At 57.3% G+C, this 16,877-nt stretch carries 16 protein-coding genes; 13 read left to right on the forward strand and 3 right to left on the reverse strand.

Features of this window, described 5'->3' with window-relative positions; genetic code table 11:
- Window positions 1-100 precede the first annotated feature (100 nt).
- Window positions 101-1,492, forward strand: a complete 1,392-nt coding sequence (murD, locus tag ACEWZM_RS14950; RefSeq protein WP_414007190.1) for a UDP-N-acetylmuramoyl-L-alanine--D-glutamate ligase — start codon at window positions 101-103, stop codon at window positions 1,490-1,492.
- 38 nt (window positions 1,493-1,530) lie between these two features.
- Window positions 1,531-1,878, forward strand: coding sequence for a thiamine-binding protein (locus tag ACEWZM_RS14955; protein WP_414007191.1), 348 nt, complete (start codon window positions 1,531-1,533; stop codon window positions 1,876-1,878).
- 42 nt (window positions 1,879-1,920) lie between these two features.
- Here ACEWZM_RS14955 and ACEWZM_RS14960 read toward each other — a convergent pair whose 3' ends face one another.
- The 3 genes from ACEWZM_RS14960 to ACEWZM_RS14970 form a co-directional block, all read right to left on the reverse strand.
- Window positions 1,921-2,364, reverse strand: a complete 444-nt coding sequence (locus ACEWZM_RS14960) for a MarR family winged helix-turn-helix transcriptional regulator (protein WP_414007192.1) — start codon at window positions 2,362-2,364, stop codon at window positions 1,921-1,923.
- Between the two features lie 4 nt (window positions 2,365-2,368).
- Window positions 2,369-2,662, reverse strand: coding sequence for a putative quinol monooxygenase (locus tag ACEWZM_RS14965; RefSeq protein ID WP_414007193.1), 294 nt, complete (start codon window positions 2,660-2,662; stop codon window positions 2,369-2,371).
- Window positions 2,663-2,751: 89 nt separating this feature from the next.
- Window positions 2,752-3,933 (reverse strand): BaiN/RdsA family NAD(P)/FAD-dependent oxidoreductase, encoded by a 1,182-nt coding sequence (locus ACEWZM_RS14970; protein WP_414007194.1) that lies wholly within the window; start codon window positions 3,931-3,933, stop codon window positions 2,752-2,754.
- A gap of 132 nt (window positions 3,934-4,065) precedes the next feature.
- Between ACEWZM_RS14970 and ftsW the strand changes: the two genes are divergently transcribed.
- From ftsW to lpxC, 11 genes are all read left to right on the forward strand, one after another.
- Window positions 4,066-5,244 carry a putative lipid II flippase FtsW gene (ftsW, locus tag ACEWZM_RS14975; RefSeq protein WP_414007195.1) on the forward strand — a complete coding sequence of 393 codons (1,179 nt, stop codon included), beginning with the start codon at window positions 4,066-4,068 and terminating at the stop codon, window positions 5,242-5,244.
- Window positions 5,245-5,393: 149 nt separating this feature from the next.
- The gene (locus ACEWZM_RS14980) at window positions 5,394-6,488 is read left to right on the forward strand and encodes a UDP-N-acetylglucosamine--N-acetylmuramyl-(pentapeptide) pyrophosphoryl-undecaprenol N-acetylglucosamine transferase (RefSeq protein WP_414007196.1); all 1,095 of its coding nucleotides are present in this window, start codon (window positions 5,394-5,396) and stop codon (window positions 6,486-6,488) included.
- Window positions 6,488-7,885 carry a UDP-N-acetylmuramate--L-alanine ligase gene (gene murC, locus ACEWZM_RS14985; RefSeq protein ID WP_414007197.1) on the forward strand — a complete coding sequence of 466 codons (1,398 nt, stop codon included), beginning with the start codon at window positions 6,488-6,490 and terminating at the stop codon, window positions 7,883-7,885. The genes ACEWZM_RS14980 and murC overlap by 1 nt, the downstream gene beginning before the upstream one ends.
- A 58-nt stretch (window positions 7,886-7,943) precedes the next feature.
- Window positions 7,944-8,198 carry a DUF2484 family protein gene (locus ACEWZM_RS14990; protein WP_414007198.1) on the forward strand — a complete coding sequence of 85 codons (255 nt, stop codon included), beginning with the start codon at window positions 7,944-7,946 and terminating at the stop codon, window positions 8,196-8,198.
- Entirely contained in the window at window positions 8,195-8,446 is a 252-nt protein-coding gene (locus ACEWZM_RS14995; protein ID WP_414007199.1) for a DUF2484 family protein, read from the forward strand. Before ACEWZM_RS14990 ends, ACEWZM_RS14995 begins: the two co-directional genes overlap by 4 nt.
- Window positions 8,447-8,647: 201 nt before the next feature.
- The gene (gene murB, locus ACEWZM_RS15000) at window positions 8,648-9,571 is read left to right on the forward strand and encodes a UDP-N-acetylmuramate dehydrogenase (protein ID WP_414007200.1); all 924 of its coding nucleotides are present in this window, start codon (window positions 8,648-8,650) and stop codon (window positions 9,569-9,571) included.
- Between the two features lie 285 nt (window positions 9,572-9,856).
- Complete coding sequence (locus tag ACEWZM_RS15005; RefSeq protein ID WP_414007201.1) at window positions 9,857-10,777, forward strand: D-alanine--D-alanine ligase; 921 nt, start codon at window positions 9,857-9,859, stop codon at window positions 10,775-10,777.
- Window positions 10,765-11,658: a cell division protein FtsQ/DivIB gene (locus ACEWZM_RS15010; RefSeq protein ID WP_414007202.1), complete on the forward strand. Its 894-nt coding sequence runs from the start codon at window positions 10,765-10,767 to the stop codon at window positions 11,656-11,658. The genes ACEWZM_RS15005 and ACEWZM_RS15010 overlap by 13 nt, the downstream gene beginning before the upstream one ends.
- A gap of 1 nt (window position 11,659) precedes the next feature.
- Complete coding sequence (gene ftsA, locus ACEWZM_RS15015) at window positions 11,660-12,994, forward strand: cell division protein FtsA (RefSeq protein ID WP_414007203.1); 1,335 nt, start codon at window positions 11,660-11,662, stop codon at window positions 12,992-12,994.
- Window positions 12,995-13,433: 439 nt separating this feature from the next.
- A complete protein-coding gene (gene ftsZ / locus ACEWZM_RS15020; protein WP_414007204.1) occupies window positions 13,434-15,245 on the forward strand; it encodes a cell division protein FtsZ in 1,812 nt (603 codons plus the stop codon).
- A 214-nt stretch (window positions 15,246-15,459) separates the two neighbouring features.
- The gene (lpxC, locus tag ACEWZM_RS15025; protein WP_414007205.1) at window positions 15,460-16,395 is read left to right on the forward strand and encodes a UDP-3-O-acyl-N-acetylglucosamine deacetylase; all 936 of its coding nucleotides are present in this window, start codon (window positions 15,460-15,462) and stop codon (window positions 16,393-16,395) included.
- Window positions 16,396-16,877: the final 482 nt, after the last annotated feature.

A 16,877-nucleotide genomic window follows, 5' to 3' on the forward strand; every position in this document is an offset into this window, starting at 1 on the left:
AAGTTTCATTTCTTAGCATCTGTTGTCAACGCAACGGGGCTGGCATTGATCCAATGGATCGGCTAGCGATTTGATCAAAGGTATTGCGGGAGTTTGGGCGATGATCCCTGTTACAGGATTTACAGGCGCGAGGGTAGCAGTGCTTGGGTTAGGCCGCTCGGGGTTTGCCACTGCGCGGGCGTTGCTCGAAGGCGGCGCCGAGCCGATCTGCTGGGATGACAACCCGGGCGCACGGGCGCGGGCGGAGGTCGAAGGGTTTACCTGTCGTGACCTGACGAAATCCGGCGCATTTGATGATATCGCTTCACTGATCGTCTCGCCGGGTATTCCGCATCTTTACCCGAAACCCAATCCGGTGATCCGCGCGGCGCTGGTCGCAGGTGTTCCGGTGGACAATGACATCGGGCTTTTTTTCCGCTCTGTTGCTACGCGTTCCTGGGAGCGGTTTGATCAGGCCCCACGTGTTGTGGCAATCACCGGATCAAATGGCAAATCCACCACTGTTGCGCTGCTTCACCATATTCTTCAGGAGGCGGGCCGTGAGAGCCAGCTGGCGGGCAACATCGGCCGTGGTGTGCTTGATATTGATCCGCCGGGATCCGGTGGGATCGTGGTTTTGGAGCTGTCGAGCTATCAGACAGACCTGGCGCGTGCATTAACGCCGGATGTGGCAGTGTTCACCAACCTCAGCCCAGATCATCTGGACCGACACGCAGGGATGGGCGGATATTTCGCAGCCAAACGTCGTCTGTTTGCTGAGGGTGGGCCGGACCGTGCGATTATTGGCGTTGATGAGGACGAGGGGTTGTATCTGGCCGGACAGGTATCAGAAGCAGCAAGTGATGACCGGGTCATACGGATCTCTGTGCAACAAAAACTTACCGGACCGGGTTGGCAGGTGTTCGCCCGCAAGGGGTTTTTGAGTGAATACCGCAAAGGGCGGCAGGCGGCCTCGATCGATCTACGCCAGATGCAGGGGCTGCCTGGAGCGCATAACCATCAAAATGCCTGTGCTGCATATGCCGCAGCGCGTGCGCTGGGGTTGGCTCCGCGTCTGATAGAGGATGCGCTGGCCAGCTATCCCGGTTTGCCTCATCGCAGCCAAACCATTCGCACGGTGGCGGGGGTGCGGTTTGTCAACGACAGCAAGGCCACCAATCTGGACAGCGCGGCGAAAGCGCTGAGTGCCTTTGAAAATATCCGCTGGATCTGCGGCGGGTTGGAAAAAGATGGCGGTTTGGAGGCTTTGCGCGGTCAGACGAGTAAAGTTCGCAAAGCGTATGTCATTGGCCGCGAGGCGGCGTCATTCGCCATGCAACTGGATGTGGAGGCTGAGGTCTGTGTAACCATGTCAGAGGCTGTGGCGCGGGCAACGGAAGATGCAGAGGCGGGGGATACCGTTCTGCTGGCTCCAGCAGCGGCCAGTTTTGACCAATACGATAACTTCGAGCAGCGCGGCGAAGATTTCATCGCCGAGGTTGCAAAACTATAGGGCTGAGGCTCTGGCGAGCATAAGCAGAAAGATATCCAATGACAGAGACTGTGACGGCAGAGCAAAAGAACACCGTGATGCTGGCCTTTCAGGTCATTCCACGCCTGCGCGATGGCAATAATTTTGAAGTCGTGGACAAGGCGATTGATGTGGTGAAGGCGTCGGGCCTGCCCTTTCAGGTGGGCGCGATGGAGACCACGATAAAGGGTGAACTTGACCGGCTTCTGGATATTGTGAAGCAGGCCGAGAAGGCTTGCCTGGAGGCTGGGGCGGTGGAGGTGATCACAAACATCAAGATCCATACGACCACACCGGAGGCGCATGATACGTTCTGCACCTATACTCGCGGCGTAACACCGGCCAACAAAATGTTCATCGACAGCTGATGGAAGGGCTGTGAGAGCGGCTTCTGTGTCGCCTGACGTCGTTCAAGCTTCTTCAGGTACCGCGCGGCGTTCAGCCAGGATCTTGAAATAGCCGGGCAACAGCTGTTGCAACCGGTTGTATCCTGCCGGGGTTAGTGCGATTTCCTTGGATCTGCCGTCACTTTTGCTTGATGAAATCTGCACCAGACCGTCGGTCTGAAGCGATTGTAGCGTGCGGGTCAGCACAGGTTTCGAGACATCAATCCGCTGTGCAATCTCATTTGGTTTCAGTGATTGGCGGTCAAGTTCCCGGTCGATCACTATCAACACAAGAAACCTCAGCTGCGACAGTTTATGGCTGGCGAAATAGGTCTCTAGCCTGCGGATCAACAGGCTGGCCTGGCGCATCATCACGAGCGTGTCAGTGATATGATCGGGGTCGCCGCCATGGGCGTCGGCATAACCTGCGACCATCTTCTGGGATGGCAATTCCTTGAGGAAAAACATCTGATCAGGCCAGAGCAGCCATCTTGTGGATCTCCACAGGTGAAGCCAGCCAGTTTTGGTATTTGGCAAAGATCGGCTTGATGTAGTCCTTCTCATAGTGGGCGGCGAGAGCAGCGTCGTTGCTCCATTCTTCGTCAAGATAAAAGCAATCGCCCTCGCGCCCCTCCAGCAGGTTGAATTTCAGGCATCCTGCCTCGGCGCGGGTGGGCGCGAGAATACCCATAAGACTTTCGCGGACGTCCTGCATGTGTTCGGGCTTGGGGGTGATTTTGGCGATCAGCTGAAAATGGGATGTCATGAAATTCTCCATTGTGTTATCATGATAACTAAATGGGATGAGATCGCTGCTATTTCAAGATCAACCATCAGAAACATGATCTCTAGAGCCTAGCCGTGCCCGGCGATAGCATTGCCCGCAGCGACGCCGGAGGCCCATGCCCATTGGAAATTATAGCCACCCAGCCAGCCAGTTACATCCACGGCTTCGCCAATCACGTATAGGCCCGGGGTCATTTTGGCTTCCATCGTTTTGGAAGACAAAGAATCGGTGTCGATGCCACCCAACGTCACCTCGGCGGTACGGTAGCCCTCAGTACCGGATGGGGTTAGCGACCAGTTTTCCAGGTGGTCGCAAAGATCGCGCAGTGCTGCATCCGATTGATCTGCAAGGCGTCCCTTCGATCCAAGTTCCGGGGCGAGGAACTCCACCAATCGACCGGGCAGGTGGCGGGCCAGTTCAGTTGTCAGATCCTTGCGCCCTCCGGCCTGGCGTTGATCGCGCAATAGATCGAACAACGGTGTTTCCGGAATCAGGTTGACACTGATCGGCTCACCTTCACGCCAGTAAGACGACAGCTGCAACACCGAGGGGCCGGAGAGGCCGCGGTGGGTGAACAACAGCGCTTCGTCAAAACTGGTGCGCGCATTAGATAGACGTGCAGGCAGTGCAACACCTGCCAAGGGCTTGAAGCGCTCATCAGAGAAGGTGAAGGGAACCAGAGCGGGACGGGTTTCTGTTATCGGCAGGTCAAATTGACGGGCCAGATCATAGGCGAGGCCGGTTGCCCCCATCTTGGGGATGGATTTGCCACCGGTGGCGATCACCAGATTGCCCGCATCAATCGTTCTGATCTTGCCGTCACGTATAGTCGAAATGCGGTAGCCATCTGCGGTCTTCTCGACCGCGCTGACGCTGGTTTGCAGCCACAGTTCAGCGCCTGCCGCCTGCATTTCCTGCACCAGCATAGCGACAATCTGTTTGGCTGATCCATCACAGAACAGTTGTCCAAGGGTCTTTTCGTGCCAAGCGATGCCATGACGATCAACCAGTTCGATGAAGTCCCATTGAGTGTAGCGCGCCATCGCGGATTTGCAGAAATGGGGGTTTTGCGACAGGTAGTTTTCTGGGCTTGCGTACATATTGGTGAAATTGCAGCGGCCACCGCCGGAAATGCGGATCTTTTCACCTGGTGCCTTGGCGTGATCTATCACCAGTGTGCTGGCGCCCGAACGGGTTGCGCACATCATGCCAGCAGCACCGGCACCAAGGATAACGGTTTCATAAGTCATGCCCGGCCATAGGCGCGGATAACCGCCAAAGGCAAGAGGAAGAGGCTGGTCTGATGCAAAGTTTCCGGTTACTGTTTGCCCAACGATCCCGAAAACGGGACGGATCACGAGGCAGATAGTGGCGGTTTATCCATGACTGAAATGGTCTATGGCGCGCTCCCCGTACAATCGGGCGAGCCGATCCTACCTAAATGGTGGCGGACTTTGGACAAGTGGACGATGTCCTGCGTTCTGATGCTGTTTGTCATTGGGCTTTTGCTTGGTTTGGCGGCGTCAGTTCCGCTGGCAGAGCGCAACGGTTTTGACAATTTTCACTATGTAGAGCGGCAGGCGGTGTTTGGCATCACAGCACTTGTGGCCATGGTGATTACGTCGATGATGTCGCCGACGCTTGTGCGACGGCTGGCTGTCATCGGGTTCATTTGCGCCTTTGTAGCGCTGGCATTGCTGCCGGTTTTTGGCACTGATTTCGGTAAGGGTGCGACACGCTGGTATTCGCTTGGATTTGCCTCGCTGCAGCCATCTGAATTCCTGAAGCCGGGTTTTATCGTTGTGGCCGCCTGGATGATTGCGGCCAGCCAGCAAATCAACGGTCCTCCGGGCACGCTGATGTCTTTTGGTCTCTGCGTTACTGTGGTGTTGATGCTGGTGATGCAGCCTGACTTCGGTCAGGCGTGTTTGGTTTTGTTTGGCTGGGGAGTGATGTATTTCGTCGCTGGCGCGCCGATGCTGCTACTGGTGATCATGGCGGCGGTTGTTGTGATGGGCGGGGTTGTCGCCTATTCCAATTCGGAACATTTTGCCCGCCGTATCGATGGATTCTTGAACCCGGAAGTCGATCCGACCACCCAGATGGGCTATGCCACTAACGCAATTCGCGAAGGTGGATTGTTCGGCGTTGGTGTCGGCGAGGGCGAGGTGAAATGGTCGCTCCCAGATGCCCATACGGATTTCATCATTGCTGTCGCGGCTGAGGAATACGGGCTGGTGCTCGTGGTGATCCTCATCCTTCTGTATACGGCCGTTGTTGCACGTACATTGTTCCGCCTGATGCGGGAACGGGACACGTTTATTCGGCTTGCGGGCACCGGTCTGGTTTGCACCTTCGGAGTACAGGCGATGATTAATATGGGCGTAGCCGTCCGTCTGTTGCCTGCCAAAGGCATGACGCTGCCCTTTGTCAGCTATGGTGGCTCTTCATTGATTGCGGGCGGGATTGCTGTTGGTATGTTACTGGCGTTTTCCCGAGCGCGTCCTCAGGGTGAGATCGCTGATTTCCTGCGTGGGCATGGTCAGACGCGCGGGCACTAGCCAAGCGTCGTGGCCAGCCCTAGGCGGGGCCCGGCCAAGGTAGGATCAGCCAGAACTGGACCGCTGGGGGCATAACCGGGCAATATGGATGAGACCCGGCGCATGTGGCCGCCGGGTGAGACAAGCAGAGCTAGAAAGACCAAGACACGATGGCGCAGAAATTGCTCTTGATGGCAGCGGGGGGCACAGGCGGCCACATGTTTCCGGCCCAGGCCCTTGCTGAGGCGATGCTGCGGCGCGGCTGGCGGGTGAAGCTCTCCACAGATGCACGCGGCGTGCGCTATACCGGCGGCTACCCACACACGACCGAGATTACTGAAGTAAGCTCGGCCACATTTGCCCGTGGTGGGATAATGGCGAAGGCCATGGTTGCCCCCAAGATTGCGATGGGTGTCCTGAACATGGCTGGGCAAATGCGGCGGGATCGCCCGGATGTGGTGATTGGTTTTGGTGGCTACCCATCTATCCCGGCATTGGCTGCCGCGCATCTGCTGAAATTGCCACGGATGATCCACGAACAAAATGGCGTGTTGGGCCGAGTGAACCAGATCTTTGCCACCCGCGTCGCGCAGGTCGCCTGTGGTGCTTGGCCAACTGATCTGCCGGACGGTGCCAATGGTATTCATGTTGGGAATCCGGTGCGTGGCTCGGTGCTGGAACGGGCCGGTGCCGGTTATATCCCTCCCGGCGACTATCCGATGTCCATCCTCGTGATGGGTGGCAGTCAGGGCGCGCGGATCCTATCCGATGTGGTGCCCATAGCCATTGCCGCCCTGCCAGAAGCTTTGCGCAGCCGGTTGCGTATCTCGCATCAGGCCCGCGATGAAGACGGCGCGCGGGTTGCCCAGTTTTATGCAGAACATGGCATTGCGGCTGATGTCCAGCCGTTTTTCAACGATGTTCCGGCCCGCATGTCAGAGGCACAATTGGTGATCTCCCGGTCGGGTGCCTCATCAGTGGCGGATATCTCTGTCATAGGCCGGCCTTCCATTCTGGTGCCCTTTGCGGCGGCGGCTGGTGATCATCAAACTGCAAATGCCAGAGCTTTGGTCGCTGCTGGCGGTGCGATCCTGATCCCAGAAAGCGCCCTTGACGTTTCCGCGCTGACAGAGCAAATGAACGCGGTTCTCAGCAATCCCGACGGTGCAACACAGATGTCGCGGGCCGCCTTGCAGGCAGGTGTTCCCGATGCAACCGAACGGCTCATGGGGCTTGTTGAACAGTTATCCGAGGAAAGAACGTAATGAACCCTGCAACCAAGCTACCCGGTGACGTCGGTCCGATCCATTTTGTTGGTATCGGGGGTATCGGCATGTCGGGTATTGCTGAAGTGCTGCTTAACCTTGGCTATGTGGTGCAGGGCTCTGATCTGAAATCGTCAAAGATCACCGCAAGGCTAGAAGAACTGGGTGCGCGCATCTTTGTAGGGCAGCGAGCCGAGAACCTGGACGAAGCCGCGGTTGTGGTCATTTCCTCAGCGATCAAACCTGGCAATCCTGAACTGGATGAAGCTCGGCAGCGCGGCCTGCCGGTGGTCCGCCGCGCAGAGATGCTGGCAGAGCTAATGCGCCTGAAATCCAACGTTGCTATCGCTGGAACCCACGGCAAGACCACGACCACAACCATGATGGCTGAGCTGATGGTCGCAGGTCAATTTGATCCGACTATCGTTAATGGCGGCATCATTCACGCCTATGGGTCCAACGCACGGATGGGGCAGGGTGAGTGGATGGTTGTTGAGGCGGATGAAAGCGACGGGACGTTTAACCGCTTGCCAGCCACCATCGCTGTTGTCACGAATATCGACCCTGAGCATATGGAACATTGGGGCGATTTTGACACGCTGCGCGACGGGTTTTACGACTTTGTCTCCAATATTCCGTTTTACGGCGTCGCCGTTTGCTGCACTGATCACCCCGAAGTGCAGGCGCTGGTGGGCCGCATCACCGACCGCCGGGTGGTAACCTATGGCTTTAATGCGCAGGCGGATGTGCGCGCTGTGAACCTGACCTACAAGGCCGGTGTGGCGCATTTCGATATCCATCTACAGGCTGAAGATCGTGTGATCGAGGGGTGTACTCTGCCGATGCCGGGAGATCACAATGTCTCCAACGCTTTGTCGGCCGTGGCCGTGGCTAGTCACCTTGGGATGAAGAGTAGTGAGATACGCGCTGCTCTGGCGGCGTTCGGGGGCGTCAATCGTCGATTTACCAAAGTTGGCGAAGTGGGCGGCGTCACTATCATTGATGACTATGGTCATCACCCTGTTGAAATAACCGCCGTTTTGAAGGCCGCACGCCAAGCCTGTGATGGCCGGGTGATTGCGGTGCATCAGCCGCATCGATATTCTCGCCTGTCCAGCCTGTTCGATGATTTTTGTGCCTGCTTCAACGAAGCCGACGTGGTTGCAATTGCCGAAGTTTTTGCAGCCGGAGAGGACCCGATTGAGGGGGCGGGGCGCGATGATCTGGTGGCCGGGTTGATCCGTCACGGTCATCGCCATGCCCGTGCGTTGCTGGACGAATCAGATCTGGAACGGCTGGTGCGTGAGCAGGCACGCCCCGGAGACATGGTTGTCTGCTTGGGAGCGGGTACCATTAGCGCCTGGGCCAATGGGCTGCCAGACCGGTTGCAGGGCTAAAGGTGGCTGGCATGACCTCATACATTCGGGCCACTGACCCGACGGCTGAGGTGGCACAATGCTAAGCCTGTTTGCTGCAATCATATGGGTGTTTATTGCCACTGGCATCGCGGCATTGCCGGTTCGGTTGCAACGCGCGCCTGGATTTGCACTGCTCGTGGTGGCGCCGATTCTGATCTACATGCTTGCGCGGGATCTTGGCTGGTTTGCGGCTGCGTTTGGTGTTTTCGCTGTGGCGTCGATGTTCCGCCGCCCGTTGTTTCATCTGTTGTCGCGTCTGCGCGCATCTCCTGAGCCAGAGGTGAAAAAATGACGCTGTCTCTGATCCTCGCCTGTCTTTGGGTGGTTGCGGCCAATGTGCTGGCGATGGTGCCCAGTCGCGACAATCACTGGTCACGCGCCTATATCCTGATCGCATTTGGCATTCCGCTACTGGGCTATGTGACCTATCAAAACGGGCCTTGGTGGGGGCTGGCGGCATTGTTTGCAGGCATGTCGATGTTGCGCTGGCCGGTGATCTATTTAGGCCGCTGGCTGCGCAAACGCCTGAAGCGCAGCTGATCCTCGCCGATTTTCCCTCTTTCGATCTAACTTCTTTGGCTTGCCGCCCGGCTGGCCCATTGTGTGATCAGCCCAAACCAGAGTAAACGCAGGCCTAGCCGGATCAGCCCCGAATGTTGGTTGCTCTAGCTGATCAGAACCTGCGTTTTTGGGCAATGCGGGCGGACTGGAAAGACGATTGTTGAGGCAGAGGCAGGGCACATGAACATTGACGGACTGCGGGGCAAGCTACATCCGAATCGCGATCTTGCGGATTTGACTTGGCTGCGCGTCGGCGGACCGGCGGATTATCTGTTCCAGCCTGCTGATATCGATGATCTGGCTTATCTGCTGCGCAACCTAGATCCATCAGTGCCTGTGTTCCCGATGGGTGTTGGATCAAACCTGATAGTGCGTGACGGTGGCTTGCGGGCTCTGGTGATCCGGCTTGGCCGTGGTTTCAACACGATAGAGGTCAAGGGCGATACAGTTGTAGCAGGTGCTGCGGCATTGGACGCACATGTTGCCCGCAAGGCGGCAGACGCAGGTATTGATCTGACGTTTCTGCGCACAATTCCGGGCTCTATCGGCGGCGCCGTGCGCATGAATGCAGGCTGCTATGGCAGCTACGTCGCCGATGTTTTTCAATCGGCAACTGTCGTGCTGCGTAGCGGTGAAGTGGTGACGCTAACCGGCGAGGACCTGAATTTCATCTATCGCCAAAGTACCGTGCCTGAGGGCGCGGTGCTGGTTTCGGCCATACTGCGTGGCCCCGCAGGTGATCCAGCCGTTTTGCATGCACGGATGGAGGAGCAGTTGGAAAAACGTGACGCGACCCAACCTACCAAGGATCGCTCTGCCGGCTCAACCTTTCGCAATCCAGCGGGATTTTCGTCAACGGGCCAAGCCGATGATGTACATGATTTGAAGGCCTGGAAGGTGATCGATGACGCCGGAATGCGCGGTGCGCGGCTGGGTGGTGCGCAGATGAGTGAGAAACACTCCAATTTCTTGATTAACACAGGTGGCGCATCTGCCGCAGATCTTGAGGGATTGGGTGAAGAGGTGAGAAAAGAGGTTTACGCCAATTCTGGCATAGCACTAGAGTGGGAAATCATGCGGGTGGGGGATCCGCTTTCCAGGTAGCCAATAAAGGCCATGTTTTTCAGGATGTTAATCTTGATCGACAGGGTGTTTCTTTGGGAATCACAACAGGTGGTGATTTGGAAAAGCGCGATCTTGGTAAAGGCACTGTTAACGAGCCGGTAACGTTTGAGACGTTAATGTAGTGATAGCGATCAACGGTGGTCCGTTCGGTGCGGGGAACACGCCTCGCAAAGCCAAAGCAGACCTTGGTCTGTGCGAATTGAGGTCAATTTAAGACCGCAACAACAAGGGGCGCAAAGCCCCGGAACATTTGAGGCGCTTGTCGTGAGTAAGTCGAGCAGGACACTCCCGAAAGTGGCGGTATTGATGGGTGGCCCCTCGGCTGAACGCGAGGTGTCTTTGTCTACAGGGCGTGAATGCGCCACCGCGCTGCGGGACGAGGGATATCAGGTTACGGAACTGGACGCTGGTCCGGATCTGGCAGCACGTATGCAAGCGGATCGCCCGGATGTGGTGTTCAACGCGCTCCATGGTCGCTGGGGTGAGGATGGCTGTGTGCAGGGGTTGCTGGAATGGCTTGGCATCCCCTATACCCATTCCGGTGTGCTGGCATCCGCGCTGGCCATGGACAAACAGCGTGCCAAATTCATTTATCGCGCTGCTGGCCTGCCCGTTGTTGAGAGCGGGATTTATTCCAAAACCGAGGTGATGGCCGGCCACGTGATGGCGCCGCCCTATGTGGTGAAGCCCAATAACGAAGGGTCCAGCGTTGGCGTATATCTGGTGAATGAAGTCGCCAATGGGCCGCCACAACTTTCGGACGATATGCCTGACGAGGTGATGGTTGAGAGCTTTGCTCCTGGTCGGGAGCTGACGACAACGGTGCTGGGTGACAAGCCACTGACCGTGACCGACATCCTGACCGACGGTTGGTATGACTACGACGCCAAATACAAACCCGGTGGTTCGCGCCATGTGGTGCCTGCGGATATCCCCGAAGAGATTTTTGCACTGTGTCTTGAGTACGCTGTAAAGGCACATGAGGCGCTGGGGTGCCGAGGCATCAGCCGCACTGATTTCCGCTGGGATGAGGCACGTGGTGCTGAGGGGCTTATTTTGCTGGAGACCAATACTCAGCCCGGCATGACACCGACCTCGCTTACACCAGAACAGGCGGAGCATACTGGTATGGCATTTGGTCAGTTGTGTGCTCGGCTGGTTGAGGAGGCAAAATGTCCTCGCTGATCAACCGCCTTCGCAAACCGCGTGATCGACGCCCGGATCCGGCGCCATCTCGCTTGACCTATCGCATTCAGCGCTGGATGCTGACGCCCGGTATTCGGTTTGGCGTTCGCTTCGGCATTCCTTTCTGCCTGGTTTTTGTGGCTGGAGCTGCCTTTATGGCGGACGATGCGCGACGGGATCGGCTGCAGGTGATGATCAGCGATTTGCGGGCTTCAATCGAAGAACGTCCGGAATTCATGGTCAATATTATGGCTATTGATGGCGCAGGAAGCAATGTTGCCGAAGACATTCGAGAAGTGGTGCCGATTGACCTTCCCATCAGCTCTTTCGATCTGGATCTGACGCAGGTTCGGGATGAAATTACTGGGCTAGATCCGGTGGAGACTGCGGATGTGCGCATTCGTCCCGGTGGGGTGCTTCAGGTGACCATTGTCGAACGCAAGCCGGCAGTTGTCTGGCGCAGCCACGAGGGGCTGGCGTTGCTGGATGCAGGTGGCGTGCATGTGGCCGAATTGGGCGCGCGCAGCTTGCATGCGGATCTGCCGCTTGTTGCCGGGCGCAGCGCCGATGAAGCCATTGAAGAAGCGCTGCGGCTATTTGCTGTCGCTAAGCCGTTGGGCCCGCGGATGCGCGGTCTTGTGCGCATCGGCGAACGGCGCTGGGATCTCGTTTTGGACCGTGAACAGCGGATCATGTTGCCCGCGGAGAATCCTGTGCCCGCGTTGGAGCGGGTGATTGCTGTTAGCGAAGTGCGCGACCTGTTGGAGCGGGATATCGCAGCGGTGGATATGCGCCTCGCGGCGCGGCCGACAGTACGAATGACACAGAACGCCGTCGAAGATTGGTGGCGGATCCGAAAGTTGAACGCAGGCGGGCTATGATATGACCGATCTATACCAATCCCAGAGAGCCATGCGGCAGATGCGGCGTCAGGCGATGCAGCGTGGTGTCGTTGCGATTCTGGATGTTGGCAGTTCTAAAATTGCCTGTCTGGTGCTGCGTTTTGACGGGACTGGACGGCTGAGTGATGACAATTCCATCGGCTCTTTGGCAGGGCAGTCTGGGTTTCGCGTGATCGGCGCGGCGACCACCCGTTCACGCGGCGTGCAATTTGGCGAAATTACCGCCATGCAGGAGACGGAACGCGCCATTCGCACGGCGGTTCAGGCGGCGCAAAAGATGGCAGAAGTGCGTGTCGATCATGTGATCGCCTGCTTCTCCGGTGCCAATCCGCGCTCATATGGCCTGGACGCGCAGGTCGATCTTGAAGGTCAAGTCGTGACCGAGAATGAAATTGCTCGCGTTTTGGCCGCCTGCGAAGTGCCTGAATACGGCGCCGGACGTGAGGTTTTGCATGCCCAACCAGTGAATTTCGCACTCGATAATCGATCTGGCCTGAATGACCCGCGTGGCCAGATGGGCCAAACTTTGGCGGCTGACATGCATATGCTCACCGTAGATGCGTTGATTGTTCAAAATCTGGTGCGCTGTATCCAGCGCTGTGATCTGGAGCTGGCCGGGATAGCGTCTTCGGCCTATGCATCAGGATTCGCGGCGTTGGTCGAGGACGAGCAGGAGCTGGGTGCGGCTTGTATCGACATGGGGGGCGGGTCGACGTCGATTTCTGTCTTCATGAAGAAGCATATGATCTATGCAGACGCGGTGCGCATGGGTGGTGATCATATCACCAGTGATATTTCGATGGGGCTGGGCGTGCCAACTGCTAATGCCGAGCGTATCAAGACGTTTCATGGCGGCGTGCACGCCACTGGTGCGGATGACCGCGAGATGATCGATATTCATGCTGATACTGGCGATTGGGAACATGATCGCCGGGCGGTCAGCCGGGCAGAGCTCATCGGCATCATGCGGCCGCGCGTCGAAGAGATACTCGAAGAGGTTCGCGCACGGCTTGATGCTGCGGGCTTTGACAGCCTGCCAAGCCAGCAGATTGTGCTGACTGGCGGATCTAGTCAGATCATGGGGCTGGATGGATTGGCGAGCCGTATTCTGGGGCAGCAGGTTCGGCTTGGGCGGCCATTGCGTGTCCATGGTCTACCGCAATCGGCAACCGGCCCGGGCTTTGCATCTGCAGTTGGCCTTAGCCTGTTTGCTGCCCATCCACAGGATGAATGGTGGGACTTCGAGATGCCAGTGGATCGCAATGCCAGTGGTACACTAAAACGTGCGGTCAAGTGGTTCCGCGATAACTGGTGACACGGTCGGCAAGCGGCGCTGTAGATCCCGCTTGTTGAGCACCGGTACGCCTGCCAATTAATCAATTGTTAATAAAAAACTTCATGCGCGAGACGGTTTCGCGCGTGACAGTGGAATCGCGCCGCGTTAATATTACGGTAACGACCGCATCATGCGGCGCATGTAGGGCGAGCAGTTGCCCACCAGTATCAACGATGTGACTTGCTCCCGAGGGCTATTGCTTTCGGGTACAAGCTGTATGTTGTGGTGATAGGCGGCTGTTTCTACAGGATTTGTCAAAATCGGCGAAATGTCGCGAAATTAGACAATACTATGTCTATATTTTGTGGAAAATAGCGCTTTTTTGGATGACGTAACCCATGCCGCGCGGTAGGATTATCGCAACGATGGACAGGAATAGGCCCTTGCGGGAGGGCTGATAAACACAGGCGGAACGAGCATGACCTTGAACCTTTCGATGCCCGGCCAGGAAGAGCTGAAGCCCCGGATTACCGTATTTGGCGTCGGTGGGGCAGGCGGCAATGCCGTCAACAACATGATCGACAAGCAGCTGGACGGCGTAGATTTTGTCGTCGCGAACACCGATGCGCAGGCGCTCCAGCAAAGCGCCTCCAAAAGTCGTGTTCAGCTCGGCATCAAAGTGACTGAAGGTTTAGGCGCAGGCGCGCGCCCCTCGGTTGGTTCTGCTGCCGCAGAGGAAAGCATCGAGCAGATCGTTGACCACCTCGCAGGCGCACACATGTGCTTCATTACTGCGGGTATGGGCGGAGGCACCGGAACCGGTGCAGCGCCGATCATCGCACAGGCCGCGCGGGAGTTGGGCGTCCTGACTGTTGGTGTTGTGACCAAACCGTTCCAGTTTGAAGGCAACAAGCGGATGCGTCAGGCTGAGGAGGGTGTAGAAGCCCTGCAAAAGGTCGTGGATACGCTGATCATTATCCCGAACCAGAACCTGTTCCGCTTGGCTAATGAAAAGACCACCTTCACCGAGGCGTTCTCGATGGCGGATGACGTCCTGTATCAGGGTGTCAAAGGCGTGACTGATCTGATGGTGCGTCCGGGCCTTATTAATCTGGACTTTGCTGATGTTCGTGCTGTGATGGATGAAATGGGCAAGGCGATGATGGGTACCGGGGAGGCTGAGGGCGAAGATCGCGCGGTTCAGGCTGCCGAGAAGGCGATTGCTAACCCGCTGCTGGATGAAATCAGCCTCAAGGGTGCCAAAGGTGTTCTCATCAACATCACCGGCGCACATGATCTGACGCTGTTTGAACTTGACGAAGCAGCTAACCGCATTCGTGAAGAAGTTGACCCGAACGCAAACATCATCGTTGGTTCGACCCTCGATACCGAGATGGAAGGCAAGATGCGGGTCTCTGTGGTTGCCACCGGTATCGACGCTGTTGATGTCCACACTGACATCCCAGTGCCACGTCGCCCGATGTCCGCTCCTTTGAAGCAGACGGTCAGCGTCGAAGATACACGCAGCAGTGCGCCGCTTGAGTTGAGCACCCCTGTTGAACAGCCCGCAATGGCTGACGCAGTTGCTGCAACTCAGGAAGAGCCGTCGCTGTTCTCGGAGTTGGACGACGGCCAAGCCACTGCCGAAGGTCAGTTTGCCGAAGTTCTGGAAGATAGAAGCGAGCAGCTGGGCGCTGATGGCCTGCCTGCACCTGCTTATCAGGGCACACCTGCCGCCGCTGAATTCCAGCAACAGGCAGATGTCGCTGGCCATCAGGCCGCCGAGAGCTTTGTTGCTCCGAAAGCCCCTGCACCAGGCACGCCGTCAGCAGAGGCGATCGTGCGTCTGCAGGCCGCTGCGCAACGTGCACAGCCTCAGCAGCCAATGCAGCAGCAGGTTCAGCAGCCACAGGTTCAGCAGCCGGCCCAAATGCAGCAACGCCCGTCGATTGACGCGGTTCAGCCGCGTGTTTCGCAACCTCAGCAGGTGCAGCAGCAACCTCAGCAGGAACCCGGTGCAGCAGGTCAGGAACAACGTCGCTTTGGCCTCAACTCGTTGATCCACCGGATGACAGGTAGTGCGGCCGAAGGGCAGGCTGCCAAGCCGCAACAACCGGCACGGCAACAACCGCCAGTTCAGCAGGCCCCTGCGCCGCAGGCACCGATGCATCAGCCGCAGGTCGCGCATCAAGGTCAGCAAGCTGCACCGGCCGCACAAGCTCAGCGGCAGGCTAATCCGGAGCAGGAGCGCATCGAAATCCCTGCATTCCTGCGCCGTCAAGCCAACTAAACTGATCACATGTAAGAAATAGAGGTCGCCAACTGGCGGCCTTTTTTCATTTTAAAACATACTATTAACACCCCTTAGGCAGTGTTTTGCCTATCTGTTACAGGGATGTTTCATTCCGTTACAAAGATTGAGTTGAGCCTAACGAGGCGACACATTACGTCTGTTCCGCAACAAGGGCCAGAATATCGGCCCACCCACACGGAATGAGGCCAACGTGCAGAATACGCTTAAAGCATCAGTGACCTTTGACGGCGTGGGCCTTCATACGGGTGAAAACGTACGCATGATTTTGAAGCCAGCTGCGGCTGGCCACGGTATCTGCTTCCGCCGCACTGACATTGCTTTGGGAAACACTATGGTCCCCGCACTGTGGGACCGGGTTGAGCGTACGCCGCTGTGCACACGTCTGGTCAATGCTTCCGGTGTTGCTGTGTCTACGGTTGAGCACATCATGGCTGCGTTGGCTGGTTGCGGCATCCACAATGCACTGGTCGAAATCGATGGCCCTGAAGTGCCTATTATGGACGGGTCCTCTGCGCATTTTGTGCGCGGGATCATGCAGCAGGGCGTTCAGCGACTTGGCGAGCCTGTGACGGCCTATCAGATGCTGAAACCAGTGACTGTCAGCCACGGTGGTGCGACCGCCACTTTGTTGCCCAGCAGCCGTCTAACCATTGAATTTCACATCGATTTTACCGAGGCGGCGATTGGCCGCCAGAGCAAAACGCTGGACCTGCGCAACGGTGCTTTTGCCCGCGAACTTTGTGATAGCCGTACCTTCTGCCGTCGCGTCGATGTTGAGAACATGCAGGCCAACGGGTTGGCTCTTGGTGGTGTTCCCGGTGAAAACGCGGTTGTGTTCGACGGCCCGCAAGTTGAATGCGGCCATGGGCTGCGTCATAGCAACGAGCCTGTGCGCCATAAGATGTTGGACGCGCTTGGCGACCTGTCTCTGGCGGGTGGTCCCGTATTTGGTCACTACATTGGCGATCGTGCCGGTCACTCGTTGACCAACACGTTGCTGCGGGCTGTTTTTGCGACACCCGGCGCTGTTCGGCAGGTGAGCTGCGATGCAGCGATGACTGCGCGTCTTCCGGGGCAGGGGCTGGTTTGGGCGGAAATCCCAACTGATGCGCGCCGCGTTGCTTAACTGAGTTGAGGCTATCGGGTGGTACGTCGGCTGGGGGGCTGGCGTTTGATCTGGGCGCTCCTGACCAAGATCGGGGCGAACCCACCGCCAACCAGACCAAGTGCTGCAACGACGGCGCGCAGGTCAATTCCGAACAGATAGATGCAGCAAAACAAGCAGTCATCTGCACGTCGGTTCGTTTCCATACAGGCATTTGTGTTGGCTCAGCCCGCGACCGGAGCGGTTTGCACCGGGGTGTGTGGATTGGGGGACCGGGGAAGATCTTCGAGCCGTCTTTAGGCGGAGAGGCCTTTGAGGGGCGGGACGGCTCGAAGATCATCGCTGACCTGCGGTGCGGCGGTGATTTCGTCTGAGCTGATGATCTTGGTTATCAAAATCTGATAAAATCACGCCTTGGGGTCAGTCTTACCTCATGTTGCCGTAGAGACTGGTAGCGTGGAGTTGCGCAATCCTCTGTTGGTGGCGGATCAACTTCTGGCGGG

The organism is Phaeobacter cretensis, from assembly GCF_047372505.1.
GTDB classification, from domain to species: Bacteria; Pseudomonadota; Alphaproteobacteria; order Rhodobacterales; family Rhodobacteraceae; genus Phaeobacter; species Phaeobacter cretensis.